Source organism: Acidovorax sp. 94, assembly GCF_003634645.1.
Classification (GTDB): Bacteria; Pseudomonadota; Gammaproteobacteria; order Burkholderiales; family Burkholderiaceae_C; genus Acidovorax; species Acidovorax facilis.
This window is the reverse complement of the sequence record NZ_RBJA01000001.1, coordinates 4,081,189-4,108,135: the sequence shown is the minus strand read 5'-3', so window position 1 is coordinate 4,108,135 and position 26,947 is coordinate 4,081,189. Positions and strand designations below refer to the sequence as shown.

21 protein-coding genes are annotated in these 26,947 nt (G+C 65.9%); 11 read left to right on the top strand and 10 right to left on the bottom strand.

What is annotated here, in order from left to right:
* Positions 1-102 precede the first annotated feature (102 nt).
* From C8C94_RS18850 to C8C94_RS18830, 5 genes are all read left to right on the top strand, one after another.
* Positions 103-1,167: a ligase-associated DNA damage response exonuclease gene (locus tag C8C94_RS18850; protein WP_121421802.1), complete on the top strand. Its 1,065-nt coding sequence runs from the start codon at positions 103-105 to the stop codon at positions 1,165-1,167.
* Entirely contained in the window at positions 1,164-2,861 is a 1,698-nt protein-coding gene (locus C8C94_RS18845) for an ATP-dependent DNA ligase (protein WP_121421801.1), read from the top strand. Before C8C94_RS18850 ends, C8C94_RS18845 begins: the two co-directional genes overlap by 4 nt.
* Positions 2,858-5,581 carry a ligase-associated DNA damage response DEXH box helicase gene (locus tag C8C94_RS18840; RefSeq protein WP_121421800.1) on the top strand — a complete coding sequence of 908 codons (2,724 nt, stop codon included), beginning with the start codon at positions 2,858-2,860 and terminating at the stop codon, positions 5,579-5,581. The genes C8C94_RS18845 and C8C94_RS18840 overlap by 4 nt, the downstream gene beginning before the upstream one ends.
* 5 nt (positions 5,582-5,586) lie before the next feature.
* Positions 5,587-6,294 (top strand): ligase-associated DNA damage response endonuclease PdeM, encoded by a 708-nt coding sequence (gene pdeM / locus C8C94_RS18835; protein WP_121421799.1) that lies wholly within the window; start codon positions 5,587-5,589, stop codon positions 6,292-6,294.
* A gap of 241 nt (positions 6,295-6,535) precedes the next feature.
* A complete protein-coding gene (locus C8C94_RS18830) occupies positions 6,536-8,770 on the top strand; it encodes an NADP-dependent isocitrate dehydrogenase (RefSeq protein WP_055395789.1) in 2,235 nt (744 codons plus the stop codon).
* A 192-nt stretch (positions 8,771-8,962) separates the two neighbouring features.
* On the opposite strand, the gene C8C94_RS18825 is transcribed toward C8C94_RS18830, so the two are convergent.
* Complete coding sequence (locus C8C94_RS18825; protein ID WP_121421798.1) at positions 8,963-10,357, bottom strand: hypothetical protein; 1,395 nt, start codon at positions 10,355-10,357, stop codon at positions 8,963-8,965.
* Positions 10,358-10,511: 154 nt separating this feature from the next.
* Here C8C94_RS18825 and C8C94_RS18820 point away from each other — a divergent pair, with 154 nt between their 5' ends.
* Positions 10,512-11,471, top strand: coding sequence for a LysR family transcriptional regulator (locus tag C8C94_RS18820; RefSeq protein ID WP_121421797.1), 960 nt, complete (start codon positions 10,512-10,514; stop codon positions 11,469-11,471).
* A gap of 71 nt (positions 11,472-11,542) precedes the next feature.
* Here C8C94_RS18820 and ggt read toward each other — a convergent pair whose 3' ends face one another.
* A complete protein-coding gene (gene ggt, locus C8C94_RS18815) occupies positions 11,543-13,420 on the bottom strand; it encodes a gamma-glutamyltransferase (RefSeq protein WP_121421796.1) in 1,878 nt (625 codons plus the stop codon).
* 235 nt (positions 13,421-13,655) lie between these two features.
* Here ggt and C8C94_RS18810 point away from each other — a divergent pair, with 235 nt between their 5' ends.
* Positions 13,656-14,117, top strand: coding sequence for an Lrp/AsnC family transcriptional regulator (locus C8C94_RS18810; protein WP_055395804.1), 462 nt, complete (start codon positions 13,656-13,658; stop codon positions 14,115-14,117).
* 36 nt (positions 14,118-14,153) lie between these two features.
* Here C8C94_RS18810 and C8C94_RS18805 read toward each other — a convergent pair whose 3' ends face one another.
* The 3 genes from C8C94_RS18805 to C8C94_RS18795 all read right to left on the bottom strand — a co-directional run bounded on the left by C8C94_RS18805 (position 14,154) and on the right by C8C94_RS18795 (position 16,341).
* Positions 14,154-14,666: a DUF1993 family protein gene (locus C8C94_RS18805; RefSeq protein ID WP_055395783.1), complete on the bottom strand. Its 513-nt coding sequence runs from the start codon at positions 14,664-14,666 to the stop codon at positions 14,154-14,156.
* Between the two features lie 101 nt (positions 14,667-14,767).
* Positions 14,768-15,010, bottom strand: a complete 243-nt coding sequence (locus C8C94_RS18800) for a helix-hairpin-helix domain-containing protein (protein WP_121421794.1) — start codon at positions 15,008-15,010, stop codon at positions 14,768-14,770.
* A 62-nt stretch (positions 15,011-15,072) separates the two neighbouring features.
* Entirely contained in the window at positions 15,073-16,341 is a 1,269-nt protein-coding gene (locus C8C94_RS18795) for an MFS transporter (RefSeq protein WP_121422976.1), read from the bottom strand.
* A 65-nt stretch (positions 16,342-16,406) separates the two neighbouring features.
* Here C8C94_RS18795 and C8C94_RS18790 point away from each other — a divergent pair, with 65 nt between their 5' ends.
* Complete coding sequence (locus tag C8C94_RS18790) at positions 16,407-17,396, top strand: helix-turn-helix domain-containing protein (protein ID WP_199731288.1); 990 nt, start codon at positions 16,407-16,409, stop codon at positions 17,394-17,396.
* 169 nt (positions 17,397-17,565) lie between these two features.
* Positions 17,566-18,885, top strand: a complete 1,320-nt coding sequence (locus C8C94_RS18785; protein WP_121421793.1) for a hypothetical protein — start codon at positions 17,566-17,568, stop codon at positions 18,883-18,885.
* Positions 18,886-19,113: 228 nt separating this feature from the next.
* Here C8C94_RS18785 and C8C94_RS18780 read toward each other — a convergent pair whose 3' ends face one another.
* The 3 genes from C8C94_RS18780 to C8C94_RS18770 all read right to left on the bottom strand — a co-directional run bounded on the left by C8C94_RS18780 (position 19,114) and on the right by C8C94_RS18770 (position 23,055).
* Positions 19,114-19,434: a hypothetical protein gene (locus C8C94_RS18780; protein WP_147433281.1), complete on the bottom strand. Its 321-nt coding sequence runs from the start codon at positions 19,432-19,434 to the stop codon at positions 19,114-19,116.
* Positions 19,435-19,517: 83 nt separating this feature from the next.
* Positions 19,518-22,028, bottom strand: coding sequence for a DUF2779 domain-containing protein (locus C8C94_RS18775; protein WP_121421791.1), 2,511 nt, complete (start codon positions 22,026-22,028; stop codon positions 19,518-19,520).
* A gap of 76 nt (positions 22,029-22,104) precedes the next feature.
* Positions 22,105-23,055 carry a YafY family protein gene (locus C8C94_RS18770; protein ID WP_121421790.1) on the bottom strand — a complete coding sequence of 317 codons (951 nt, stop codon included), beginning with the start codon at positions 23,053-23,055 and terminating at the stop codon, positions 22,105-22,107.
* Between the two features lie 406 nt (positions 23,056-23,461).
* Here C8C94_RS18770 and C8C94_RS18765 point away from each other — a divergent pair, with 406 nt between their 5' ends.
* Positions 23,462-24,100 carry a flavin reductase family protein gene (locus C8C94_RS18765; RefSeq protein ID WP_121421789.1) on the top strand — a complete coding sequence of 213 codons (639 nt, stop codon included), beginning with the start codon at positions 23,462-23,464 and terminating at the stop codon, positions 24,098-24,100.
* Between the two features lie 13 nt (positions 24,101-24,113).
* Here C8C94_RS18765 and C8C94_RS18760 read toward each other — a convergent pair whose 3' ends face one another.
* Complete coding sequence (locus C8C94_RS18760; protein ID WP_121421788.1) at positions 24,114-24,518, bottom strand: tautomerase family protein; 405 nt, start codon at positions 24,516-24,518, stop codon at positions 24,114-24,116.
* Between the two features lie 167 nt (positions 24,519-24,685).
* On the opposite strand from C8C94_RS18760, the gene C8C94_RS18755 reads away from it, so the two are divergent.
* Positions 24,686-25,627 (top strand): LysR substrate-binding domain-containing protein, encoded by a 942-nt coding sequence (locus tag C8C94_RS18755; RefSeq protein ID WP_121421787.1) that lies wholly within the window; start codon positions 24,686-24,688, stop codon positions 25,625-25,627.
* A 57-nt stretch (positions 25,628-25,684) separates the two neighbouring features.
* Here the strand turns inward: C8C94_RS18755 and C8C94_RS18750 are convergent, their stop codons facing one another.
* On the bottom strand, positions 25,685-26,809 hold the full coding sequence (locus C8C94_RS18750; protein WP_121421786.1) for an alpha/beta hydrolase: 1,125 nt from the start codon (positions 26,807-26,809) through the stop codon (positions 25,685-25,687).
* Positions 26,810-26,947 lie beyond the last annotated feature (138 nt).

The window sequence follows — 26,947 nt, the reverse complement described above, 5'->3', positions numbered from 1 at the left end:
AGCGCTAGCAGCCATTTTTATTCAAATTTTAGTCATGAAGCGTCGTCACGCAATCCCCAGCCCGCGCCCCGGCTTTGGCCCGCCGCCTACGATGTCCTGACCATGCACGCAAGCGACCTGATCGTCCACCGCTCCGAAGGCCTGTATTGCCCGCAGGGCAATTTCTACATCGACCCCTGGCGGCCGGTGGAGCGGGCCGTGATCACGCATGCCCATTCAGACCACGCACGCATGGGCTCGGCGCACTACCTGGCGCACACGGACAGCGAAGGCACGCTGCGCAATCGGCTGGGTGCGAACATCGACCTGCAGACGCTGGCCTATGGCGAGGTCATCGACCACCATGGCGTGCGCGTGTCGCTGCACCCTGCGGGGCATGTGCTGGGCTCGGCCCAGGTGCGCGTCGAACAAAGCGGCCAGGTGTGGGTGGCCTCGGGCGACTACAAGCTCGAAGAAGACGGCACCTGCGCGCCCTTCGAGCCGGTGCGCTGTCACACCTTCATCACCGAATCCACCTTTGGCCTGCCCATCTACCGCTGGCCGTCGCAGCCCGCGCTGTTTGCCGACATCAATGCCTGGTGGGCTGCCAATGCTGCGGCGGGCAAGGCCAGCGTGCTGTACGCCTACGCCTTCGGCAAAGCGCAGCGGCTGCTGCATGGGGTGGACGCCAGCATCGGGCCCATCGTGGTGCATGGGGCGGTGGAGCCGCTCAACGCCGTGTATCGCGCGGCGGGCGTGGACCTGCCGCCCACGCTGCGCGTGACGGACCCTGGCCTCACCAAGGCCGACCTGAAACGCGCGCTGGTGCTGGCGCCGCCCTCGGCCGCCGGCACCCCCTGGCTCAAGCGCTTTGGGGAGTTTTCCGACGCGTTTGCCAGCGGCTGGATGCTGGTGCGCGGCGCACGCCGACGCCGGGGCGTGGACCGGGGCTTTGTGATGAGCGACCACGCCGACTGGCCCAGCTTGCAAAAAGCCATTGGCGCCACGGGCGCGGAGCGCGTCATCGTGACGCACGGCAGCACGGCCGTGATGGTGCGCTGGCTGCGCGAGCAGGGGCTGGACGCCCAGGTGTTCGCCACCGAATACGGCGCCGATGACAACGAGGACGATGCAGGGGCGGCGCTTGAGGTGCCAGGCAGCACACCCACACCTGAGGCAGCCGCATGAAGGCCTTTGCCCAGCTTTTCCAGGCGCTCGACGCCACCACCGCGCAGTCGGCCAAACTCGCGGCACTGGTGGCTTACCTGCGCGTGGCACCGCCCGCCGATGCAGCCTGGGCCACGTACTTTCTCGCAGGCGGCAAACCCCGCCAGATGGTGCCCACCAAGCGCCTGAAAACGCTGGCGCAGGAGGCTGCGGGCCTGCCCGAGTGGCTGTTTGAAGAAAGCTACCAGGCCGTGGGCGACCTGGCCGAAACGCTGGCGCTGCTGCTGCCGCTGCCCACCCAGCCCACCGAACTGACACTGGCCGAATGGATGGCCCAGCTGCTGCCCCTGCGCGCCCTGCCGCAGGGTGACGCCGATACCCGTCTGCGCACGCAATGGGACATGCTGGCGCCCGAGCAGCGCTTTGTGTACTTCAAGCTCATCACCGGCAACTTCCGCGTAGGAGTGTCGCGCCTGCAGGTGACGCAAGCGCTGGCCACGGTGAGCGCGCTGGACCCCAAACGCATCGCCCACCGGCTGATGGGCTACACGCAGATCGGCCGGCAGCCGCAGGCCAGCGACTACCAGGCGCTGATCGCGCCGGTGGACGACGATGAAAGTGCTCAGGATGCTGCCGATGCGGGCCAGCCCTACCCGTTCTTCCTGGCCCACCCGTTCAACCAGCCCGTGGCTGAGATGCCCGCACTGCTGGGCACGCCCGACGACTGGCTGGTGGAATGGAAGTGGGACGGCATCCGCGCGCAGATCGTGTGCCGGGGCGGCGCGGTGTGGATCTGGTCGCGCGGGGAGGAGCTGGTGACCGACCGCTTCCCTGAACTGGCCGAGGCTGCGATGGCGCAGCTGCCCAATGGCTCGGCGATCGATGGCGAGATCTTGGTGTGGCTGCCCGATGAGCCCCAGCCCCGCCCCTTTGCCGACCTGCAAAAACGCCTGGGCCGCAAGACGCTGACCCCCAAGCTGCTGCGCGAGCTGCCCGTGGTGCTGGTGGCCTACGACCTGCTCGAACACGCCGGGCAGGACCTGCGCCAAGAGCCGCAGCAGGCCCGCCGTACGCTGCTGGAGGCCACGCTGCAACAGCGTGATGACACCACCATCGCACCCGCACCGCACCCGGCCCTGCGCCTGAGCGAGTTGCTGCATGGCGCCGACTGGCAAGACCTGGCACGCCAGCGCGAGGCCGCGCGCAGCATGGGCACCGAGGGTTTCATGCTCAAGCACCGCAGCGCCCACTATGGCGTGGGCCGCACCAAGGATGTGGGCGTGTGGTGGAAGTGGAAGATCGACCCCATGAGCGTGGACGCGGTGCTCATCTACGCCCAGCGCGGCCACGGCCGCCGCGCAAGCCTCTACACCGACTACACCTTTGCCGTATGGACCGGGCCGCAGGACGACCCGGACCGGCAACTGGTGCCTTTTGCCAAGGCCTATTCGGGCCTGACGGATGCCGAGATTGCGCAGGTGGACGCCATCATCCGCAAGACCACGCGCGAGAGCTTTGGGCCCGTGCGCAGCGTGGACGCGACGCTGGTGTTTGAGCTGGGCTTCGAAGGCATTGCGCGCAGCCCGCGCCACAAGAGCGGCATTGCGGTGCGCTTTCCGCGCATGCTGCGCTGGCGGCAAGACAAACCCGTGGCCGAGGCCGATACCTTGCAAACGCTGATGGCACTGCTGCCGGGGCAGGACGCGGCCATATGAGCACGACACGCCGCCCGCGCAAGCCCCTGCCCCCGGTGGCACCGAGTGCCGCAGCCGCCTGGATGGCGGCGCGCGGGTGGCAGCCCTTCGGCTTCCAGCAAGACGTGTGGCGCGCGATGGGCGAGGACCGCTCGGGCCTGCTGCACGCCACCACGGGCGCGGGCAAGACCTATGCGGTGTGGCTGGGCGCGCTGCAGCATCTGGCGCGGGCCGATGCAGCACCAGCGCCCGAAGAAGCCCCCAACGCCCGCACCGCGCTGCGCACGCGCCGCGCTGCGGCACCACCGCTCACCGTGCTGTGGATCACGCCCATGCGTGCACTCGCTGCCGATTCGCTGCGCGCCCTGCAGGCACCGCTGCCCGAACTGGCCCCCACCTGGACCAGCGGCCTGCGCACCGGCGACACCGCCAGCGGCGAACGCGCTGCGCAAGACCGCCGCCTGCCCACGCTGCTGGTAACGACGCCCGAAAGCGTGTCGCTGCTGCTGGCGCGCGCCGATGCGCGTGAGCGCCTGGCCAGCGTGCGGCTGGTGGTGGTGGACGAGTGGCACGAGCTGGTGGGCAACAAACGCGGCGTGCAGGTGCAGCTGGCGCTGGCGCGCCTGTCGGGCTGGAACCCGGCGCTGCAGGTGTGGGGCATGTCGGCCACGCTGGGCAACCTGGAGGAGGCCCTGCACACCTTGCTGCCCCAGCCCTTGCCCAGAACGGCGGAAGCGCCACATCCACCGCCCGCCGTGCTGGTGCAGGGCCGCATCGACAAGCGGCTGGAGGTGCAGGTGATGCTGCCCGCGCGGGCCGACCGCTTTGCGTGGGCGGGCCACATGGGGCTGAGCCTGCTGCCGCAGGTGGTGCAGTCGATCGAAGCGGCGGCGTCCACCTTGGTGTTCACCAACACCCGGTCTCAGGCGGAGCGCTGGTACCAGGCGCTGCTGGAGGCACGGCCCGACTGGGCCGGCACCATCGCACTGCACCATGGGTCGCTGGGGCATGAGGTGCGCGACTGGGTGGAGCGAGGCCTGAAGGCCGGGCAGCTCAAGGCCGTGGTGTGCACATCGAGCCTGGACCTGGGCGTGGACTTTTTGCCGGTGGAGCAGGTGCTGCAGATCGGTTCGGCCAAGGGCGTGGCGCGGCTGGTGCAGCGTGCAGGCCGCTCAGGCCATGCGCCGGGGCGCAGCTCCAGCATCACGCTGGTGCCCACGCACAGCCTGGAGCTGGTGGAGGCAGCCGCTGCGCGCCACGCACTGGCGCAGGGCCGCATTGAAGACCGGCACACGCCGCGTGCGCCGCTTGACGTGCTGGTGCAGCACCTGGTCACCGTGGCGCTCGGCGGCGGCTTTGTGCCCGATGCGCTGCTGGCCGAAGTGCGGCGCGCACCGGCCTATGCTGCATTGGCCGACAACGACTGGCAGTGGGCGCTGCAGTTCGTGCGCCAGGGCGGCGCATCGCTGGCCACCTACCCGGATTTTCACCGCGTGGTGCCCGACGACGAAGGTGTGTGGCGCGTGCCCGATGCGCGCCTGGCGCGCCGCCACCGCAGCAACATCGGCACCATCGTGAGTGATGCCAGCATGCAGGTGCAGTTTGTGAGCGGCGGGCGCCTGGGGTCGGTGGAAGAGAGCTTCATCGCCCGGTTGCGCAAGGGCGATGTGTTCATGTTCGCGGGCCGCCTGCTGGAGCTGGTGCGCACTCAGCAGATGACGGCCTATGTGCGCATCGCCCCCAAGGGCAGCGCTGCGCTACCGCGCTGGAGCGGAGGACGCATGCCGCTGTCGAACACGCTGGCCGATGCGATGCTGGAACAGCTGGCGCAGGCCGAGCGCGGCAAGTTCACCACGCCCGAGATGTGCTGCGCCCAGCCACTGCTGGAGCTGCAGCAGGCCTGGTCGGCCCTGCCCACACCCAGTCGCCTGGTGGCCGAGACCCTGCACACGCGCGAGGGCTGGCACCTGTACCTGTACCCACTGGCAGGCCGCCTGGTGCACCTGGGCCTGGCCGGGCTGCTGGGCTGGCGCGCGTCGCAGCATGTGCCCAACACCTTCTCCATCGCGGTCAATGACTACGGGCTGGAACTGCTGTCGGCCAAGCCCGTGGACTGGCCCGCGCTACTGCCGCGCCTGATCGGCGAAGGCACGCACACCACCATCTGTAGCGGGCTCGAAGATGAAGTGCTGGCCAGCCTGAACGCCACCGAAATGGCGCGCAGGCGCTTTCGCGAGATCGCGCGCATTGCGGGCCTGATCTTCCAGAGCCACCCCGGCGAGGAGCGCAGCAGCCGCCAGCTGCAGGCCTCGTCGTCGCTCTATTACGACGTGTTTGCCCAGTACGACCCCGACAACCTGCTGCTGGCCCAGGCCCGTGCCGAGCTGCTAGCGAACGAGCTGGACATGGAGCGACTGGCCCGCACGCTGCGCGGCATGCAGGCGCAGACCCTGTCCATCCATGCCCTCACGCGCCCCACCCCGTTTGCCCTGCCGCTGATGGTGGAGCGCTTTCGCGAGCGCCTGAGCACCGAGACCCTGACCGACCGGCTGGCGCGCATGGTGCAGGCGCTGGAGCAGGCGGCCGACGCCACCACGGGCACCCACCTGGCGCAGCACCCGGTGCAATCCACGGACATGGCGTGGGACCTCCCTGAAGGCTCCGCGACCTCGGCACGGCGCACGCGCCGCGACCCGGCCGGGGACAGCCCTCGTCGCGCCCGCAGACGCCACGGATTCTGAGCTCCATGACCTCGCTGGCTATCCCCACGCCCACCATCGGTGCGCACGCCATCACCCTGCCCTGCGGCACCGCGCTGCAGCTGCTGCCCCAGCGCGCCCTGTGGTGGCCCGCTGCCCGCATGGTGCTGGTGGCGGATGTGCATTTCGGCAAGGCAGCCACCTTCCGCCGCGCGGGCCAGCCGGTGCCGCATGGCACCACGGCCGACAACCTGGCGCGGCTGGATGCGGTGCTCGCTGCCACCGGCGCCGACCACCTGGTGTTTCTGGGCGACTTTCTGCACGCACGCAGCGGCGCGGCCGATTCGCTGTGGCAGCAGTTGCTGCCCTGGCGCCAGCGCCATGCCCGTGTGGCGATGACCCTGGTGCGCGGCAACCACGACCTGCATGCGGGCGACCCACCGGCCACGCTGGCTCTGGCGCTGGTCAACGAGCCCTGGTTGCCTCGCGCCGATGTGCCGGTGCTGGGCTGCCACCACCCGCAGGCCGTTGCGGGCCACACGGTGATTGCCGGGCACCTGCACCCCACGCTGCGGCTGCGCGGCCCGGCGCGGGATGCGCTGCGGGCGCCGTGCTTTGGGTGGGGCGATGGACAGTTGATCCTGCCCGCCTTCGGGGCTTTCACCGGCACGGCGCCCGAAGCCCTGCCCGCGCACTGGGCGCAGTTTGCCGTCCTGCCTGGCCGCGTGGTGGCTGTTCCAGGGGGCCTTTCGTAGGGTGTACAGGGGGTGGCGCGCTGCCGCCAACGCGGTCAAACTGCAGAGCGCCGCAGGGTGATTACCACCTATTTGGTGAAAAAAAGTGCCCTGGGCTTATGATAATTTTGCATTGTGAGATTCGATTGCAAAAACAGCGGGCTGTGACAGCCCCGAGCAAGGAGAATCAGAGAGCATCCGCGTTTGGCCCCGCTGCGACGCAGCCGGGGGCACCTACCTACTCTGTTTCGTGAGACAAGCCATGACGACCCAGCAACCGACCATCATCTACACCCTGACCGACGAAGCACCCCGTCTGGCCACGGCCTCCTTCCTGCCCATCGTCCGCACGTTCGCGGCGCCCGCAGGCATCAATGTGACGGAGAGCGACATCTCCGTGGCCGCCCGCGTGCTGGGCGAGTTTCCCGAGTTTTTGAAGGAAGACCAGCGCGCTCCCAACACCCTGGCCGAGCTGGGCAAGAAAACGCTGCAGCCCGACGCCAACATCATCAAGCTGCCCAACATCAGTGCGTCCGTCTCGCAGCTCAAGGCCGCCATCGCCGAGCTGCAGGCCAAGGGCTACGCCCTGCCCGACTACCCGGACCAGCCCAAGGACGACAAGGAAAAAGAGATCAAGGCCCGCTACGGCAAGTGCATCGGCTCGGCCGTGAACCCCGTGCTGCGCGAAGGCAACTCTGACCGCCGCGCGCCCAAGGCCGTGAAGGAATACGCACGCAAGAACCCGCACAGCATGGCCGAGTGGAGTCAGGCCTCGCGTTCGCACGTGTCGCACATGCACGCTGGCGACTTCTACCACGGCGAAAAGTCCATGACGCTGGACCGCGCCCGTGACGTGAAGATGGAGCTGATCACCAAGAGCGGCAAGGCCATCATCCTCAAGCCCAAGGTCAGCCTGCTCGACCGCGAAGTGATCGACAGCATGTTCATGAGCAAGAAGGCGCTGCTGGAGTTCTACGAAAAGGAAATCGAAGACGCGCGCAAGACCGGCGTGATGTTCTCGCTGCACGTGAAGGCCACGATGATGAAGGTGTCGCACCCCATCGTGTTCGGCCACTGCGTGAAGATCTTCTACAAGGATGCGTTCGAGAAACACGCCAAGACCTTTGAAGAACTCGGCGTGAACGTGAACAACGGCATGGTCGATCTGTACACCAAGATCGAGACGCTGCCACAAAGCCAGCGCGACGAGATCAAGCGCGACCTGCATGCCTGCCACGAGCACCGCCCCGAGCTGGCCATGGTGGATTCGGCCAAGGGCATCACCAACTTCCACTCGCCCAACGACATCATCGTGGACGCCTCCATGCCCGCGATGATCCGCAACGGCGGCAAGATGTGGGACGCCAACGGCCGCCTGAAGGACGTGAAGGCCGTGATGCCCGAATCGACCTTCGCCCGCATCTACCAGGAGATCATCAACTTCTGCAAGTGGCACGGCGCGTTCGACCCCAAGACCATGGGCACCGTGCCCAACGTGGGCCTGATGGCCCAGCAGGCCGAGGAATACGGCAGCCACGACAAGACCTTCGAGATCGCTGAAGACGGCGTGGCCAACATCACCGACCTGGCCACGGGCGAAGTGCTGCTGAGCCAGAACGTGGAAGCTGGCGACATCTGGCGCATGTGCCAGGTCAAGGACGCCGCGATCCGCGACTGGGTGAAGCTGGCCGTCAACCGCGCCCGCAACTCCGGCATGCCCGTGGTGTTCTGGCTCGACTCGTACCGCCCGCACGAAAAGGAACTCATCACCAAGGTGAAGATGTACCTGCACGAGCACAACACCGTCGGCCTCGATATCCAGATCATGAGCCAGGTGCGTGCGATGCGCTACACGCTGGAGCGCGTGATCCGTGGCCTGGACACCATCAGCGCCACCGGCAACATCCTGCGCGACTACCTGACCGACCTGTTCCCCATCATGGAACTGGGCACCTCGGCCAAGATGCTGTCCATCGTTCCGCTGATGGCCGGTGGCGGCATGTACGAAACGGGCGCGGGCGGCTCGGCCCCCAAGCACGTGCAGCAGCTGGTGGAAGAAAACCACCTGCGCTGGGATTCGCTGGGTGAGTTCCTGGCGCTGGCCGTGTCACTGGAAGACCTGGGCCTGAAGACCGGCAACGGCAAGGCCAAGGTGCTGGCCCAGACGCTGGACGCTGCCACGGGCAAGCTGCTGGACAACAACAAGAACCCCAGCCCCAAGACGGGCCAGCTGGACAACCGCGGCAGCCAGTTCTACCTGGCGCTGTACTGGGCGCAGGAACTGGCCGCACAGACCGAAGACGCCGAGCTGGCCGCCAAGTTTGCGCCCCTGGCCAAGCAGTTGACCGACAACGAGCAGACCATCGTGGCCGAGCTGGCGGCCGTGCAGGGCGCACCTGCCGACATCGGCGGCTACTACCTGCCCGACGTGGCCAAGCTGGACGCCGTGATGCGCCCGAGCGCCACGCTGAACAAGGCGCTTGCCTCCGTCAAGTAAGCAGAGGCGGCGGGGCGGCCCCGGCCGGGGCTGCACCCGGTGTGAGAAGACAGGTGCTCTGACTGTGTTTTTTTGGAGATATTGGCACCTGGCGCTTATCTAGAAAGCGCAATCAGCTATGAATTTTGTAGCACCTTGACACAAGGCCCCTCTGTTCCAGCGGGGCCTTTGTTTTTTGCGCTGGCGGCTGGTTTACGGCCGCTCGCGCTCTGCCACCCGGCTGACCAGCGGCGCAGGCACATAGCCGGGCAGGAAGGCGCAGCCCTTGCCAAATGGGGGCTCCATGCCTGCGCACTGCCGCGCAATGCCCTCGGGCGTGGGCTTGTCGCCCGTGTCCACCCAGCGCAGCAGCGCCGCCAAAAGCGTGGGGTAGGTCGAGTCGCTCAGGTAGCTGTGGGTGTTGTGCTGGGTGAAGGTCTGCACCAGGCGCGCCGCGCTGCCGCCCTGCGCCATGGTGGCCTTGAAGGCTGCATCCAGCTCGACGAAGGCGGTGGGGTCGTCCACGCCTTTCACGGTGAGCACAGGCACGGGAATGCGGCCGGTCAGGTCCGTGTCCTGCGCGAAGCGGGCCACGGCCGCAGGGTCGGCGCGGTAGCGCAGCACGGCCGCGTTCAGGGCGGCATCGTCGGGCGAGCCCCGGTACAACACCCCCTGGTTGCCAAACGGACTGGCGCCGCCCGTGCGGTGCTGCACCACGTCGCGGAAGTGGAAGGTGGCCCAGTTCATGTGGCCCTGGATGGAGCTGGCCGGGATGCGGATCACATCCACGATGGTTTTGACTTTTCGCTGCTGCTCGGGCGTGCGCTCGGCCACCGGCTTGTTCAGCGCCAGGCATTCGTTCACGCGTGCGGCCAGGTCCGCCTGGGTCATCGCCGCATCGGCAGGCAGGCCGATGTTCAGCGGATACTGCACCTCGGTGGGCCGGGGGTGGTTGTTGCACAGGTACTGGTAGACCACGCGCAGGTCGGTGCGGAAGTCGTAGGACCGCGTGCCGCCTGCCAGCACGCCGCTGGTGAGCAGCACGGCGTCGTAAGGGCGCTTGCCATTGGCGGTGGTCTGGAACATCTCAGCCCCCTTGGCTGCCACGCTGGCGCCCCAGGACTGGCCGTGCAGCACCGTGCGCTGCGGCTGCGCTACGTGCTGCACAAAGATCTGCCGCAGGCGCTCGGTGTCCTCGGCCGCTGCGCGCACCTCCACGCCGCCCTGGCGGAAGGTGCTGCCCGCCCAGGCGTAGCCCGCACGGACCATGATGGACCAGCGCGTGAGGTCTTCGACCGACCGCTCCATCCTGGGCGCACCCAGCGCGGGGCCCCCGTGGGCATGCAGCACAAGGCGGCCGTTCCATTGCTGCGGCATGGCGATCAGGTAATACGCACCCGCCGAATCCTGGCCCGACAGGCAGCGGGCGATGGGTGCCAGATCCTTGGGGCAGGCCACAGCCACGGGGGCGGCCTCGGCCTTGGCAGAGACCGCGCTGGCCGCTGGTGCACTGCTGGGTGCCATGGGCGCACAGGCGGCCACCGCAAGGCACGCCAGGCCCAGCAGGGCCAGGCGGGGCAGAGGCAAATGGGGTTGCGGGGCAGTCATGGTGGATGTGTCTCCTTGAGGATTCTTATGGGCCGTTTCAAACCGGATGCCGCTGCATCGTAGAAACCGGCTTTCAATACGTCAAATAGGCAAAAATGCCCTAGGCGATACGATTTGCATATGAACATCCTGCCATCTGCACCCGACCTCTGACATGGACATCCGCCAGTTGCGCTACTTTCTCGCCGTGGCCGAAGCCGGGCACATGACCCGTGCGGCCGAGCTGCTGGGCATGGCCCAGCCGCCTCTGAGCCAACAAATCAAGGCCCTGGAAAACACGGTGGGCCTGGTGCTGTTCAAGCGTCACGCCAAGGGCGTCACGCTGACCGAGGCGGGGCAGACACTGCAGGCCGATGCCGCCCGCCTGGTGCATGACTTCGACGCACTGCAAAGCCGCATGCAGCTGCTGGCCGAGGGCAAGACCGGCCGGCTCGTGATTGCCTTCACCAGCTCGGCCGCCGCCCATGAATTCACCCCGTTTGCCTTGCGGGAGTGCCGCGCCCGCCACCCCGGCCTGGTGCTGGAGATTGGCGAGAACAACGCCGCCGAGATCACCGAGGCCGTGGCCGATGGCCGCCTGCACTGCGGCCTGCTGCGCGTACCCGTGGCGAGGCCTGCGGGCCTGGTGTTCGATACGCTGCAGCACGAGCCCGCCATGGTGGCCCTGCCCATCGACCACCCGCTGGCACAACGCCAGCGGCGCGGCAAGCCGCTGCCCATCCAGATTGCCGACCTGGAGGGCGAGCCCATGATCCTGGTGCGCCGCCCGGGCGCGCCCGGCCTGTATGCCAACCTACTTGCGCTGTGTGCCGAGCAGGGCGTGCGCCCCCGCGTGGTGGCCGAGGTGGCGCGCATGCTGACCAACCTCAACCTGGTGGCTGCGGGCACGGGCATTTCCGTGGTGCCTTCATCGATGCAGGGCGTGCACCGCCACGCCATTGCCTACCGGCCGTTGGTGGATGGCGGGCGGCTGAATGTGCCCCTGACGCTGGTCTATCGCGCCGAGGACAACGTGGGCCCGACAGCGACCTTCACCCGCTTGCTCCAGACGCTGGCGGGCGAAAAGCACCCGGCGGTCACCACGGAGCACCCACAAAAAAAGGCTGCCCGGTAGTCCACCCGGCAGCCTTCATCAGTATCAGCGCAGCCCCTGCTCTGGAGCCGCCACCGATCACATTGCGTAGCTCAGTTGTTGCCCAGCGCAATCCCCTCCCGGCGGGGATCGGCGCCGCCGGCATAGGTGCCCGCACCTGGGTTGCGCGACAGCAGGCCCGCATTGCCGTTGGACCGCACACCGTTGAACACCGCTCCATGCAGGCCGCTGGTGAAGGAGTCGGTCTGCGCCACGGTGTGGCCACGCGCCTTGAGTCCGTCGCGGATGGCAGCGGTGTCGATGAGCGAGCCCTTTTCGATGGACGTGGTGGCGTTGGTCTGCGCACCGAAGTTCGGCAGGTTGATGGCCTGCTGGACGTTCAGACCCCAGTCCGTCATGCCCAGGATGGTCTTGGCGGTGTACTGGATGATGGCACTGCCTCCTGGCGAGCCGACCACACCTTCGAGGTCGCCCGTGGCGGCGTTGAAGATGATGGTGGGTGCCATGGAACTGCGGGGGCGCTTACCAGCCTGCACGCTGTTGGCAATGGGGTTGCCTGCCGCGTCGGTGGCCGTGAACGAGAAGTCGGTGAGCTGGTTGTTCAGCAAGAAGCCGCGCACCATCTGCAGGCTGCCGAAGCCGTTCTCGATGGTGGTGGTCATGGACACCGCGTTGCCTGCGTTGTCGATGATGGACATGTGCGTGGTCGATGGCAGGGCCAGTGAGCTGTCCTTGCCCGTGGCGCCCGTGACACCAGGCGGGATGCCAGCCACCGGCACGCCCATGCTCTTTTGCAGGCTGATGAGCTTGGCGCGCTCCTTGAGGTAGTCGGCATTGATCAGGCCGGCCTGGGGCACGTTGACGAAGTCAGGGTCGGCCACATACAGCGCGCGGTCGGCATAGGCCAGGCGGTAGGCCTCGGACACCACGTGCACGGAGTCGAGCGTGTTGGGCTTCATGGCCGCCAGGTCAAAGCCCTGCAGCAGGCCCAGCGTCTGCAGCACCGCGATGCCGCCCGAGCTGGGCGCGGGCATGCCACACACGCGGTACTGCACACGGTAGACGCCGCACACGGGCTCGCGCACCTTGTGGGTGTAATCGCTCAGGTCATCGAGCGCGAGCTTGCCGGGGTTGGTGGGATGGCTGACCACCTTGGCCACGATGTCCTTGGCGATGTCCCCCTTGTAGAACGCATCGGCACCGCCCGCTGCAATGGCCTTGAGCGTGGCTGCAAATTCAGGGTTCTTGAGCAGCGTGCCAGCCGCCTTTGCCGTGCCGTCGGCGTTGAGGAAATAGCTGGATCCGGGCTCGCCCTGGGCCTTGATGCGCGCGGCCGATCCGGCAATGGACACACTCATGCGCTGCGAGATCGCAAAGCCGTCTTCGCTGAGCTTGATGGCGGGCTCGAACAGGTCCTTCCAGGGCAGCTTGCCGTGGGCCTTGTGCGCGGCTTCGAGCATGCGCAGCACGCCCGGCGTGCCCACCGACAGGCCGCCGTCCACCGCCGCCAGAAACGCCAGCGGCTTGCCATCGGCGCCGATGAAGAGGTTGGGCGTGGCGGCCTTGGGCGCGGTCTCGCGGCCGTCGTAGGCCAGCAGCTTGTTGGCGCCCTTGTCGTAGTGCAGCATGAAGGCGCCGCCACCAATGCCCGACGACTGCGGTTCCACTAAGTTCAGCACCATCTGCACCGCAATGGCGGCATCTGTGGCCGTGCCGCCCTTGGCCAGGATGTCGACACCTGCCTTTACCGCCAGCGGGTTGGCCGCCGCCACCATGTCCTTGTTGGCATAGCTGATGGTTTTGGGCGTGTAGCCCGAGGGCGGCTCGGGCGGCACGTACTGCTCGGCGGGCTCAGGCGTGGCCACCGGGGTGGTGGGGCCGTCACTGCCGCCACAGGCGGCCAGCACGGCCAATGCGGCAATGCTCAGTCCCAGGGCGTAGGGGTTGCGTCGAAAAACAGAAAGCGACATGGATGAGATCCTTGAAAAAAGGGCGACGGGAGGGGCCAGGAACGGCGTGCCATGGGGAGACAGCGCACCACGCACCGGGTGGATGCACGGTGCGAAATTACGGGGACTTGACGCAGATTCCGTGCCAACGATGCCTTGACAGTATGTAACGACAGCCCTGAAAAAACTTTGCTTTTATGCCCTGATTAACGCCCAATAAGGGAAACGATTTCTCACATATCCCTTGAAACAGAATCTGGATTCCATTGACCGCCAGCTGCTGGCGATGCTGCAACACAACGCCGAGACGCCACTGGCCGAGCTGGCCGAGGCCGTGCACCTGTCCAACACGCCCTGCTGGCGGCGCATTCAGTGGTTGCGCGAGAAGGGCTACATCACCCGCCATGTCGCCCTGGTGGACCCGCGCAAGGTGAATGTGGGTGTGACGGTGTTCGTGGCCGTGAAGACCAACCAGCACCACCAGCAATGGTTTGACACCCTGCGGGATGCCGTGATGGGCATCCCTGAGATCGTCGAGTTCTACCGCATGAGCGGGGATGTGGACTACCTGTTGCGCGTGGTGGTGCCCGACATCCGCGCCTACGATTCGGTCTACAAGCGGCTCACGCAGGCCGTGGCGCTGTCAGACGTGAGTTCGAGCTTTGCGATGGAAGAAATCAAGTTCACCACGGCGCTGCCGCTGAACTATGCGCAGTAGCGGCCACCGAGGTGACCGTCTGCGCACAGGCACTGATCAGTACTTGCCCATGTAGTCGCGTTTGCCCAGCTCCACGCCGTTGTGCCGCGCAATGGCATAGGTCGCGTTCACGTGGAAGAAGAACTGAGGCAGACCGTAGTGCAGCAGGTAATGCTCGCCGACGAACTGTTTTTCGCGCGGGGTGCCGGGCTGGATGGTGATCTGGCGTGTGGCGGCATCGGCAAACGCAGCCTCTGGCAGGCCTTCGACAAACGTGAGCACGGTGTCGATGCGTTCATTCAGGTCGGCAAAACCGGGACGCTCGGCGTCGGGGAAGGACGGCACCTCCACCCCGGCCAGGCGCGCCGCCACGCCCTTGGCAAAGTCGCAGGCAATCAGCACCTGGCGCGCCATGGGGAACATGTCGGGGAACAGCCGGGCCTGCAGCAGGGCATCCGGCTCGATCTTGCGCGCCGTGGCATGGGCCTCGGTCTTGGCCAGCACGTCTTTCAGGGAGCCCAGCATCTGGCGAAAGACGGGGATGCTGGCGTTGTAGATGGGGTGGGTCATGGGGTGTCCTGGAAATGGTGTGAGGCAGCAGCAGGGGCCACTTGATGCCCCATCGCCGGGCCGCATTGCAACACACCCCACCCAGGCTTGCAGCTGAAAGGTCAAGCAGCAGGCCGCGACTGGGCCAGTGCAATGGCCGCCTGGATCGCTGCGCGGGCCTGGGGGCTGTTCTTCCAGCAGGTGGAGCCCACCATGGCCGAGGCCGTGGAAACAATGTCCAGGGCATTGGCCTTGCCCAGATGCGCCAGCGATTCAAAGCCCATCTGTTCAAGCCGGGCGACGACGGTCGGCCCCACGCCCTTCACGTTGAGCAAGGCGCGGCGTTCTTCAAGGGGAAATGGCATGGTCCGAGTATGCAGGAGACAGGCCAACCCGGCGGGCGTGCCCGTCAAACGTCCGGCGTCCTTCAGACCGCCGTCGCCAGGGGCCTGGCAGCCCGTGCCGCAACCCCCACCCCCACCAGCGCCGCTGACACCACACTCAGCGCCAGCGTAAAGGCCGAGCCGTAGAAGATGCCTGAGGTCATGCCGTGGTCCAGCATGGCGCCAAACACCGGGGCGGCCAGGCAAAAGCCCAGGTCCAGACCCGAATACACGGTACCGTACACACGGCCCGTGGCGCCCGGGGGCGCAGCGCGCTTGATCAGCATGTCGCGCGAAGGGCCGGCCAGGCCTGTGCCAAGGCCAGCCACCGAAGCCACCACCACGGCAGCCATGGCGGGCAGGAGCCCCAGGCCCACCACCACCAGCAGCGCGGCCGAGCCGAGCAGGCACACCGAGATGATCTTCTCCAGCCGCTGCACACGCCCCACCAGGAAGCCGCCGATCAACATGCCCACCGCGCCACACAGCATGTAGCCGGTAACCACCATGGCCGTGATACTCAGCGGCAGGCCATACATGGACTGCAGCGCCGGGCTGGCAAAGCTCTGGATGGCGCTCAGGGCGCAGGTGCTCCAGAAGAAGAACGAGAAACACAGCCACACCGAGGGCAGCTTGAGGAAGGCCATGGGGTGCTCGGGCTTGGCAGCCCCTGCCCCGCCCTTGGCCTGGTGCGCCCAGGCGCCCTGGCGGTCGTCGAGCGCATCGCGGTTCCAGACCATGATGGCCAGCACCACCAGGGCGAACAGGCCCCCGCACAGGCAGGCCGTGCGCCACGAGCCCGTGGCCGTGGCAATGCCCGCCATGAACACCGGCGCCGTGGCCCAGCCCAGGTTACCGCTGATGCCGTGCACCGAAAAGCCATGCCCCAGGCGCTGGGGCGACACGCGCTTATTGAGGATGGTGAAGTCCACCGGGTGGAACGGCGCATTGCCCAGCCCGGCCAGCGCGGCCGCCAGCAACAGGCCCCAGTAGCCCTGCGCCGTGCCCGCCGCCAGGCCCGCCGCCGCAAAACTCGACAACGCAAAAAACATCACCGGCCGCGCGCCCACGCGGTCCACGATGAAGCCCGACAGCGCCTGGCCCACGCCCGAGATCACAAAAAACACCGACACCAGCAGGCCGAGCTCGGAATAGCTGAAGCCAAACTCGCCGATCAGCCACGGGAACAGCGGCGGCAGCAGCATGTGGAAGAAGTGCGAGCTGCCATGGGCCAGGCCGACGAGGCCGATGGTGCGGGCGTCCTGCCGCAAGGGCACGGGGTTGGCGGTGGCGCCAGAGGATGAAGCGGTCATGGGCTTGATCTTAGGCAGGCAGGCTTCGGCAGGTTTACGATAGGCGGCCAACTTTTGTCGCAAACATGCCAAACCCCGCCGCCGCACCCCGAACACCCCCCGAGCCGGTGGTTGAGCACTTTGCCGCCCAGGTCGTACCCCGTCCAAAAGCCGGAAGCTCGCGCGGAGCGGGGCGCGGGATGTCGTACGTGGGCTCGCTCACGCCCGAGCTGTTTGTGCCCACCCCCGCCCGCCCGGTGCGCGCCAAGCTGCGCTGGCTGGCCGCCGACACCCAGGTGATGCCCCACAGCCACCCCTGGGCGCAGGTGGCGATCTCCACCACGGGCGTGATCCGGCTCACGGTGAACCACGGCACCTACATCGTTCCGCCGTCGCGCGCGCTCTGGATTCCACCCGGCGTGGAACATGCCGTGACCATGGTGGAAGACGCCGACCTGCGCACGCTGTACTTCCACCAGCCGCGCGGCCGGTGCGGCCCGGGCGCCCTCGGCGGCGATGGCGCCGGCCCCAGTCATCGCGGCGAAGACGATTCGGCCGCCTGGCGCCAGTGCCGCGTGCTGGAGGTGTCCGACCTGCTGCGCTCGCTGGTGCGCGAGATGCCCACCACGCCCGACGGCGGCCCCGCTCTCACGCCCGCCCAGCGGCTGCGCGAGCAGCACCTGAGCGCCCTCATCCGCGATGAACTGGCCCGCGCCGCCGCCGTGAAGCTGGGCGTGGACCTGCCCCAGGACAAGCGCCTGCGCCACCTGTGCGAGGCCGTGCTGGCCGACCCCACGCGCCATGAAACACTGGCCGACTGGGCGCAGGACACCGGCGCCAGCCCGCGCACCGTGGCACGGCTGTTCCGCTCCGAACTGGGCAGCACCTTCACCCAGTGGCGCCAGCAGGTCATCCTGGCCAAGGCCGTGTCGCTGGCTGCCGGGCGCATGCCCATGGGCCAGATCGCCGCTGAGCTGGGCTACAGCCCCAGCGCGTTCAGCGCGATGGTGCGCAAGTCGGTGGGGCAGCCACCGGGGCGGTTTCTGGGGCAGCAACACCCGGCGCCTGAGCAATAGAGGCTGTGCAAGGCTGCACCACCGGCCTACGCGCGTGAAAGGGCTCAAAACGGCGCGCTCCTGACGCGCCAACGGCGTCTTGTCCTTCGAACTTGTCGCTGCCCGCCTACGTTTGGAAACATGTGTTGCGCCCACAGTGAGTTCATCCCTAGCACCAGGTTTGAACCCCATGACAAAACAGATTCGCCACCATGTGGCAGCCCTTTTCCTGCTTCTTCCCATCGCCAGCGCACTGATGGTCGTTCCAGGTACGGTCATGGCGCAGCCCGCCGCCCCTGAATTGCGATCACTGCAGGTAGCGACAGACGACGGTCTGCGGGCCGGCGCCGACCTGCAGTTCACGGTAGAAGGCACACCGCGGGGCACGGTTCAGCTCCGTGTGGCTGGCGTGCCCCGCGCCATCGTGCTGCAGGAAACCGAACGGGGCGTATACACGGGCAGCTACACAGTCCGCCGCCAGGACCGGCTCAACGAAGGCAGCTCTGTGCGCGCCACGCTGAAGGTGCGCAACCGCACCATCACCAGCAATTACTCGCTTCCGGCCAACATTGGTGACCGGAACGGTGTGGCCGCACCGCCACCGGGACTGAAGATCGACCGTTTCTCGGTAGCCCCCATTGACAAGATGGAGCCCGGCGCCGAATTGCGCTTTACGCTGAACGGCGCGCCCGGAGGCCGGGCGGATTTCGACATTCCCGGTGTCATCGACAACGTGCCGATGCGCGAGGTATCGCCCGGCGTGTATGAGGGCGCGTACACCATCCGCCGCATGGACAACTTGGCGCCATCGCGGCCCACGGTCGCCACCTTGCGTGTCGGGGACCGCACGGTTTCGTCAACCCTGACCCAGCCTTTGATCGCCGATGCCAAGCCGCCGGTGATTCGCCACGTGTCGCCGCGCGACGGGGAAACAGTCCCGCGCAGTGCGGCCACTTCGGTGTCCGGCACGTTTGATGACGTCGGTGGTGTGGGTGTAGACCCCAAGAGCGTTCGCATCGTTATCGCGGGTCGCGATGTCACGTCCGCCTCGCAGGTCACGCCGCAGTTTTTCACCTACCGCGCTGACCTGCCCACCGGCCGGTATCCGGTCGAAGTGACCGCCCGGGACCTGGTGGGCAACGGCATGCGCCAGAACTGGACCTTCAACATCGCTTCGCAAGTGAACGCCGCGCCCACCACGGTGCAGCTGCAGGTGACCAGCCACGCCAACCATGCCACAGTGGACAGAGGCGCCGTGGTCGTGCGCGGCCGCACCGTGCCTGGCGCGGTGGTGGATGTCAAGGTGAATGCGGTCGGCACGCTCGTCGGTGCGTTTGGCCTGAACCAGGAATTGCTGTCGCAGCGTGTGCAGGCAGATGGCAACGGTGACTTCTCGTTCAGCTTCACATCGCAAATACCGCTACCCGGCACACGCTACGAAGTGACGATGAACGCCGAAAGGGGCGGCATGGCCCCGACAGAGGCTCAGCTGGTGCTGTTCCAGAAATAAGATGCAGCCGGTATCTCGATGGGAAACTGTCGGTAGCCGGTAGGCTTCCCAAATCGATATCGCTGTGGCTCAAGGTGTGGCACACGCTTGACCCAGCGATACCAAGCTGGACTGAGGCACAGCGGGATGGTGCTGCGAGTGGCGGCCTGTTCAGTTTCAGTGATGGGGTCAGGCAGTCAATATATGTATTCAGATTGGCGCAGCGGCACACAAAGTGCCGCACATCCACTACGCCTTCGTACCATCCGGGCGGCTTTCGGGCGAGCAGTCAAACGACATCTCCAAAGCGTAGTCCCTCTCCCCCAGCTCCACGCAGACGGTGCCCATGTCCACCATCTTGAACGGCTGAAAACACCCACCATCGGACTGAAAATAGAGTTCCCTTTTTACGCCCCAATCCCGTACCCAGTCGCGGGAGCCTGGGCCGACTTTCCGACCACTTTCTGCGAGGACAAGAAAGTCCTCACCAGTCCACATCCCGATATTTGCATTGCGCCCCCGCCCTACGTACCAGCGGCCAACGATCAATGCCTCTTTGGGAATTTGCATGCACGTCATCAATGTGGATAGCCTCCAAATCAACCTTCGCATCAAACAGGAACCTACACAGGCTTTGCTCCAACGGAGCTGAGTTATCCGCCGTTGCGCAACTTCTCGACGTGCGCCAGGAACTGGTCACCCGCAATCCAGTTGCTACCAAGTTTATTGCCCACGCCACCTTCTGCAAGATCACACTTGTAGGCCTTAGCGCGCAGTTGTTCAAGGGTCATGGACGGGAGCACTGAGCGCCAGTTCTTCAGACCCACAACCCAAGAGCCACCCTCCGTGCGGCACCGAGCCAAGAGCGCATCGAAATCGAGCATGTCCCGGTAGTTCCTGGCCCCGGAGGCCGAGGGCGCATCGCCATTGCGCAACCGGCGCGTGAGCGCATCCAGCGACAGCAGGCTGCTTCGCACGGCGGGCCACTGGTCGGCATAGCCGCGCGCATCGAGCGACTCCGGCAGGTCCGCGAACGACATCCACGTCCAACCTTCTTCGCTGGTCGGCCAATCCACGGGCTTGCTCACCTGCGGGGCCAGATAGATGACCCTGGCGCACTTGCAGTGGCCCAGCGCCTCGCGCAGTTCATTGCCGTCAGCGGCACCAAACCCTTGTGCCAGCAGGTTGCGAACGTTTTGGTATTTGCCCCGCTCCTGGGAGGCGGCTCCGATGGCGTCCAGATCATCCAGAAGGAATGCCGCCGACCCCTCGCGGGCAATCTTGCTCTGGAGCTCTCGGTAGATCGCGGCCTGCTCTGGGCGGAAGGTAGTGTCCGTGGTCTTCAGCTCCACCAACAGCAGTTCTTGCGTTGCACGGTTGAGCATCAGCCAGTCGATATTGGTGGACTGATTGTTGCCAGCTTTCTGGATAGGAAACTCCGGGCACAGCATCACTACTTTAGTGTCTAGCTTAGTCGCGAAAACATCGGCCAGGAAGAACCCGATGATCGGGCCGATGGAGCGCTCCACCTGCACCTTTGGAATCATCGTGCCTTGCATCAGGTGCTGCATAAGGGCCGTGAAGAAGGGGGTACCGCTTGCGGTTTCGGAGTGCGCCGGGGATTGCATCAACATGTCTTTTTCTCCTTGGGTATTGCCTGTGGGTTGGGGTATCAAAAGGTTTTGCGAAATTTTTCTCCAGATCTCCACCATCGCCCGGGTGTCCAGCGCGCAATAGGCCAAGAGCTCATCCCGAATCAAGGCCTTGCGCTGTGGCGATGTGGCCGGAGCAGTGGCTTCGAGGTAGGCCGCCATTGCCATGCCTCCGTCCTGGGCACCAGGCAGTGCGTCATATCCCAGGTCGGGTGTGATGGTGGGCAGCACTTTCTTGATGCTCCAGCTTCCGTGCTGGCGTGGGTCGTAATACCGTGCCCGTGCGATCGACAGCAAATCCACCAGTCGGCCGCGAATCTCCTCCATTTGGACACAGACAGCAGGAAAGCGCTGGGCGAGTTCCTTCAAACGGCTGCCCTCGAATCCAGCGTGATAGACGAAGACGGGGATCGGCTCTGCGCAGGCGCGGGCCAGCTGCACAGCAAACGCCTCTGAAGGATCATTGCCGGAAAGGTCTAGAAAATCCTGATGACTCAGTTGCCCCTGCGCATCCATCCTGTGCAGGCTGAACTGAAAAGGCAGCATCTGAAATGGCCGGGTCCCTGCCCACCGAGGTACACCGAACTGGATAGTTTCGAAATCCAGGAAGTACGCAGGCAATGGGTATTTGAGCAAGTCTTTCTTGGCCCCTTCCGCATCAAAGTACGCTTGCCCCAAAAGGGTTGCATCACGCACACGGCGTTGTAGAGACGTCAGCAATGCATCGGGGACATCCCTCATGTCTTGCACACCGCTTTGAATCAGAAAATCCTTGAGCGCTTTGGACGAGATGCGCGGAAGCCAGGCGATGGGAAATTCCGCTGAGGGCTCGTTCTTTCGGCAATGCTTCTGAAACCCGCAGGGAAAGGGGGTTTCGCACTGTGCCCCCGTCTGCACATATGGAGGCACGGCCTGCGCGGCCACTTGCTGCGCGCAGGCAATCCACGCCGCCACTTCCGCGCCGCGCGCTAAGGCGGCTTCGGTCACGTCTTTCTCGACGAGCAGACCCTTGTAGTTGCCACCACCCGGGTAAATCCACGCCGCGTCGATGTGCGCGATGGACACACTGCGAACATCAACGCCAGCAGCCCGAGCGATATAGCTTTGAATGGCTGCGTCTTCTTCCTGGTAGGCTTTGACAGACGTCGATGATTTGACCTCCACTATCTTCCAGGCAGGCGTTTCGCACACAGTGATCGGCAGCATCACGTCGGCGAACGCGAGTCCACCTGCAGCCGCAAAACCTGCTTCAAACAGTGGCTTGCGAGTCTGGAGAAGCATGCGGGTGCTCCCCACCGCCCCAGCCACGCCCTCGGCCTGCAAATCGATGGTTGCGCCGTCACCCGCCGGGTCATAAATTTGCTGCGCCACGGCTCCGACCTCATGGCCTGTCTGGAAAACGGCTTGTGTGGTGCGGGAGTCTTCCCGCGCATCAGGTTGGTGGACTTCCAGCCAGAGGCGTTTGGGGCATTGCCTGAAGGCGATCAGCTTGGATTTCGACAGGGCACGCATTGCGTTCCTCCGCATAAAAACAGTTCTGAACCACGGCTCTGAATGCTGTCGAGCGAGCGTGGCAACAGACGGAAAATCACAGGGGCGCTGTTTTTAGCGCTCTTTGCGAGCCCGGATCCCATCTCGCCAGCGCTTGCTCCAAGCCCTGCACCAGGGTCTGGTGCCACGCCAAAGGCTGCAGAATGCGAGCATGCGGCAACCAGTAGCGCACCACAGGGAATAGCTGGCTCAGATGACTGACATGGGTAGTGAGGAGCAATGAACCATCCTCATCCTTCCTATGCTGCTGCTCAGGGAGGATGGCGCGGCGCACAAAGTAGTGCGCTATCTCAGAATCAACGCGCAGCAGCACCTCGGTGGTGCTGGCGGTGAACCACACATCGTCCTTGCGATTGATGTAGTCGTGGTGCTGCGGGTCAGGGGTGAAATGGCGGGCCTCGTACGGTTGCAGTGACTGAATCAGCGCCACGCTGAAGTTCTTGAGCTGCAGCCCTTCCACTGCGGCCACATACCACACACCGTTCTTGTGAATCAGCCGATATGGCTGGACGTGACAATGTTTGTCCTTGTAGGTAAAACAACATTCGTACTGCTGCTCAATGGCCCTTTGCAGCTGGGCAAACTGCGGCCCATGCCCCTGCAGATCTTCATTCGGCATGGACTGGACCCGCAAAGCGTGCTGGGCTGGCTGCTGCGCCTCCAATTGCTCCAGCAGATAGCGCACGCTGCTGTCAGGGAACAAGTACTCGGTGCCTACAAGCCGAGCATAAGCGCCAAGATAGCGCGCCGGGATCGTAGCGCGTGCAGCCAGAGCCAATTGCCACCGTCCTTCGACGGTGCGCTCGGCAATTCCGTATAGGCGTTCGCCAAGGTCGCGCTCGATGGTTCGCACATTCACCTGAAAATCTTGTGCCAGCCGATGCTTGTCGATAGCGCCCCCCTGATGCAACTGCGCCAAGATGTGGGACAAACGTTGCGCCAGCTTTTCTGCTTTGGCGCTGGCCTGGCGGGGTGCACAGGTGTTCATAGACGGTGGCGGGTTGGTTGCGACTGGACGAATGTAGACACACGCCCCGACAGGTGGTGTCGCAGCGCGGGTGTGCCACCAGGAAAGAAATGTAACTTTTTCATCTCGTCCTGGCGTTCGTTTTCGGAGGGAACGGCGCCAACGCTATGGTGCGCAAGTTGATGGGCCAGCATCAACCGGGGCGCAGCATTGCGTAAGATGCCAAAGAAGAATGCCATGGGTGTCAATGCCACACACCCCACGACCGCCTGGTGCGCTGTCTCGTGAAATTTGAGAAAAATTGGGGTCCAGCGCTTAACAGTCCTGGGTAAAATGCTGCAAAAATAATAGCAATCTGATGCCTAGCTGCCTGCAGCGCCCGCCCGGTACCGCTAAGGTGGCGGCACATCCCCCGCGCCGCACCCCCATGACCACCGCCCCACCCCGCCGCGATGACATCCACAGCTACGAGCCCCGCCTGGGCCACGGCCTGCCGCACGACCCGTTCAATGCCATCGTGGGGCCGCGCCCCATTGGCTGGATCTCCACGCAGAACGCGCAGGGCGCCACCAACCTGGCGCCCTACAGCTTTTTCAACGCCTTCAACTACGTGCCGCCCATCGTGGGCTTTGCCAGCATCGGCTTCAAAGACACGGTGCGCAACGTGCAGGAGACGGGCGAATTCGTGTGGAACCTGGCCACGCGCGATTTGGCCGAGGTGATGAACCAAAGCTGCGCCGCTGTGCCGCCCGAGGTCAGCGAGTTCGCGCTGACGGGCCTCACCCCCCTGCCCTCCACTTTGGTCGCACCGCCGCGCGTGGCCGAAAGTCCGGTCACCTTTGAATGCCGCAGCACGCAGATCCTGCAGCTGCAGGGCGTGGACGGCGTCCCGGTGGACACCTGGCTGGTGCTGGGCGAGGTGGTGGCCGTGCACATCGACAAGGCGCTGCTCAAGGACGGGGTGTACGACACGGCGAACGCAGGCCACATCCTGCGCGGCGGGGGCCCGGCCGATTACTTCACGGTGGGGCCGGAGCAGTTGTTCAGGATGTTCCGGCCCCGGTAGCGGGTGCCACGGTTCAGGCTGCCGCGTTGTTTTGCACCAGGTCCATCGCAAACCGCCCGTGGCCCACGGACCAGTCGGAATAGTCGTTTTCGTGCATGAAGATGAACACGTCGGCCGGGGCCACGCCCGCCATGGTCTGCAGGTTGCGCGCAATGGCGGCATAGAGGGCGCGCTTCATCGCATCGCTGCGCCCGCGCCGCAGCGTGATCTCGATCACCACCACGCGGTCGGAGCGCGCCACGCCGTTGAAGGTGGGGCTGCAGGCGAATTCGCCGGGGGCGTAGCCGGCCACCAGGTTGAACAGCTCGTCCGGCGGCATGCCGATGGCGTCTACCAGCGCTTGGTGGATGCCTTGAACGATGGCATTGCGCATAGCGGCTGGGGTGTCGTGCGGGACGTTGGTGCGGATAAAGGGCATGGGTTTTCCTATGTTCATTCAAATCAAATAAAGACATTCAAACCAGCGCTTGCCAATTTGCAAGCATTTCAAGCAGCTATCGCTTGAAATTCCATCTATTTTTGCTATCAATTTCTTGATTGAAAAGCGATGATTTGGCTGAATTTATGTGCTCTAAAATCACATAGATGAGCCACCGCCTGCCCCCACTGAGTGCCCTGCGCGCGTTCGAGGCCGCCGCCCGGCTGGGCCGCATGACGGCGGCCGCGGACGAGTTGGCAGTCACGCCCGGCGCCATCAGCCGCCAGGTGCGCCAGCTGGAGCAGCACCTGGGCGTGGCCCTGTTTGACGGCACCAAGGCCCGCCCTACCCTCACCCCGGCAGCGCATGTGCTGCAGCCGGTGCTGACCACCGCCTTTGCCCACATCGCCGATGCGGTGCGTGAGGTCAGCGACCCCAGCCGGGGGCCGCTGGACGTGGCCTGCTTCAGCACCTTCACCGTGAAGTGGCTGATCCCCCGGTTGTTCGACTTCCAGGCGCAGCACCCGGGCATCGAGGTGCGCCTGCGCACCACCGACGCAGGCACCGGTGCGGGCCGCATGCACGGCGACCTGGCCATCACTGCCGAAGAGGCCACCGGGGCGTGGGATACCAGCAAGGAACAACGGTTGTTCCCCGAACACCTGGGCCCGGTGTTGAGCCCCGAACTGGCGCAACGAGTGGCGCTGCACCAGTCCGCCGATCTGGCCGACCCGGCCCTCGCTCCCTTGCGCCTGCACACCCGCACGCGGCGCAACGCCTGGGCCATGTGGGGGGCTGCGGCGGGCGCTACCGTGCCGCTACCCGCGCCTATGCAGGCAGGGCCCGAGTTCGAGCACTACTACTTCACGCTGGAGGCCGCCGTGCGCGGGCTGGGCATTGCCGTCGCCCCCTGGCATCTGGTGATGGACGACGTGTTGGCGGGGCGGCTGGTGGCCCCGCTGGGTTTTGTGGCCTCCGGCTATGACTACGTGGTGCGCCGCCGCACCAGCGGCCCCCTGCCCCGGCTGGATGTGTTCTGTGCCTGGCTGCAGGCGCAGGCCCTTGCCAATCCCGTCCCTCCCGGGCCGCAAGGGCCACCGTCGGGCTGAGGGTCCTTTTTTTTACCGCATCGGCAGCAGCGGAGCTGGCTGCGGTGCGATCCTGGCTCAGGGAACGCCCACTGATGGCAACAGCATCAGGGGCCGGTCCAGCAACGGCGCGCACAGCCCTGAGGCCGGGTTGCGTGCCCATTGCTCGATCCAGGCCCAGACCAGCTGCACGCCGTCTGTGAGCGGCCCCGCACCGCGCTGCAAGCCGTGGTTGGCGCCGTCCAGGCGGCGCGCGCAATAGGGCACGGTGCGCAAGGAGGCCAGCTCTGCAAAACGCTCGTAGGCCGCAAGGGGCACCAGCGCATCGTCGCCACCCCACACCTGCAGCAACGGCCAGGGGCTTCGCACCAGCGGCAGGGTCAATGACCAGTTCCACAGGTCGCGCCAGTAGCCCACGCTGCGGCCCTGCGCTACGGCGCTGTCGGGGCGGCGTCCAGCCACCATGCGGCCCAGTTCCTCCCAGTCGGCTTGCGCCCCCAGGCGCTGGGCTTGCAGGGCTCCCGCCTCCTGCGGATCAAGGCCACTGGACGCCAGCACCACCAGGCCCGCGAGTTGCGGAACCTCGGGTGCCAGGGCGGGCAGCAGTTCGGCGCCTTCGGAGATGCCCACCAGCAGTTGCGGCAGCGCGGGTGCGCCTTCGCGCGCGCGTTGCTGCGCATCTGCCACCAACGCCGCGCGGGCGTGGGCCAGCCAGCTGGAGAGGCGGTCTTGCTGCACGAAATCGCGTGCGCAGTCTGCGGGCGCCGTGCGCGCCTGCGGGTCCACGCCGGGCTTGTGCAACACCAGCACCTGGGCATGGAGCAGGCCGGCAAAGTAGCGGTCGGCAATCGGCCCCATGCCCGCGCAGCCGGAGCCGGGGATGACGATCACGCGGTAGCGCAGCGAGGCGGTGCGCTCGCTGCGCGTAAGGGCCAGGAGCGTAGCGCCATCAGCGCCTGGCAAGGGCCGCAGTACAAAGCGCTCCGCAGGGGGTGGCGTCTGGGTGGCTGCAGGAGCCTCCTGTGCATTGGCCTGTGCAGGCGCCGCGGGCGTCTCTGTGGAAGCCTCTGGCCCGTACACATTCACCAGCGATTCAGACGCTGCCGCCGCATAGAACGGCGGGGGCGAGGCGCAGCCACCGAGCACCACGGCAATGGCCGTGGCGACGAAAAACGCCAGCACCGGGCTGGCCAGGGGCCGCAAAGGTGCAGTAGAAGCAGAAAGGTGTTTTACGTTGAGCACAGGCCACAGTCTGGCATGACTGCGACCACCCCGGGCGCTGCACCTGCTACGGGTGGCCGCCCAGCGCGAGATGCCGAGCAAGGGGCTGCAGCCCCCGGC

Coding starts and splice junctions, on each gene's coding strand:
- C8C94_RS18850 (WP_121421802.1), top strand. CDS start 103: ATGCACGCAAGCGACCTGATCGTCCACCGCTCCGAAGGCCTGTATTGC.
- C8C94_RS18845 (WP_121421801.1), top strand. CDS start 1,164: ATGAAGGCCTTTGCCCAGCTTTTCCAGGCGCTCGACGCCACCACCGCG.
- C8C94_RS18840 (WP_121421800.1), top strand. CDS start 2,858: ATGAGCACGACACGCCGCCCGCGCAAGCCCCTGCCCCCGGTGGCACCG.
- pdeM (WP_121421799.1), top strand. CDS start 5,587: ATGACCTCGCTGGCTATCCCCACGCCCACCATCGGTGCGCACGCCATC.
- C8C94_RS18830 (WP_055395789.1), top strand. CDS start 6,536: ATGACGACCCAGCAACCGACCATCATCTACACCCTGACCGACGAAGCA.
- C8C94_RS18825 (WP_121421798.1), bottom strand. CDS start 10,357: ATGACTGCCCCGCAACCCCATTTGCCTCTGCCCCGCCTGGCCCTGCTG.
- C8C94_RS18820 (WP_121421797.1), top strand. CDS start 10,512: ATGGACATCCGCCAGTTGCGCTACTTTCTCGCCGTGGCCGAAGCCGGG.
- ggt (WP_121421796.1), bottom strand. CDS start 13,420: ATGTCGCTTTCTGTTTTTCGACGCAACCCCTACGCCCTGGGACTGAGC.
- C8C94_RS18805 (WP_055395783.1), bottom strand. CDS start 14,666: ATGACCCACCCCATCTACAACGCCAGCATCCCCGTCTTTCGCCAGATG.
- C8C94_RS18800 (WP_121421794.1), bottom strand. CDS start 15,010: ATGCCATTTCCCCTTGAAGAACGCCGCGCCTTGCTCAACGTGAAGGGC.
- C8C94_RS18795 (WP_121422976.1), bottom strand. CDS start 16,341: ATGACCGCTTCATCCTCTGGCGCCACCGCCAACCCCGTGCCCTTGCGG.
- C8C94_RS18790 (WP_199731288.1), top strand. CDS start 16,407: ATGCCAAACCCCGCCGCCGCACCCCGAACACCCCCCGAGCCGGTGGTT.
- C8C94_RS18785 (WP_121421793.1), top strand. CDS start 17,566: ATGACAAAACAGATTCGCCACCATGTGGCAGCCCTTTTCCTGCTTCTT.
- C8C94_RS18780 (WP_147433281.1), bottom strand. CDS start 19,434: ATGCAAATTCCCAAAGAGGCATTGATCGTTGGCCGCTGGTACGTAGGG.
- C8C94_RS18775 (WP_121421791.1), bottom strand. CDS start 22,028: ATGCGTGCCCTGTCGAAATCCAAGCTGATCGCCTTCAGGCAATGCCCC.
- C8C94_RS18770 (WP_121421790.1), bottom strand. CDS start 23,055: ATGAACACCTGTGCACCCCGCCAGGCCAGCGCCAAAGCAGAAAAGCTG.
- C8C94_RS18765 (WP_121421789.1), top strand. CDS start 23,462: ATGACCACCGCCCCACCCCGCCGCGATGACATCCACAGCTACGAGCCC.
- C8C94_RS18760 (WP_121421788.1), bottom strand. CDS start 24,518: ATGCCCTTTATCCGCACCAACGTCCCGCACGACACCCCAGCCGCTATG.
- C8C94_RS18755 (WP_121421787.1), top strand. CDS start 24,686: ATGAGCCACCGCCTGCCCCCACTGAGTGCCCTGCGCGCGTTCGAGGCC.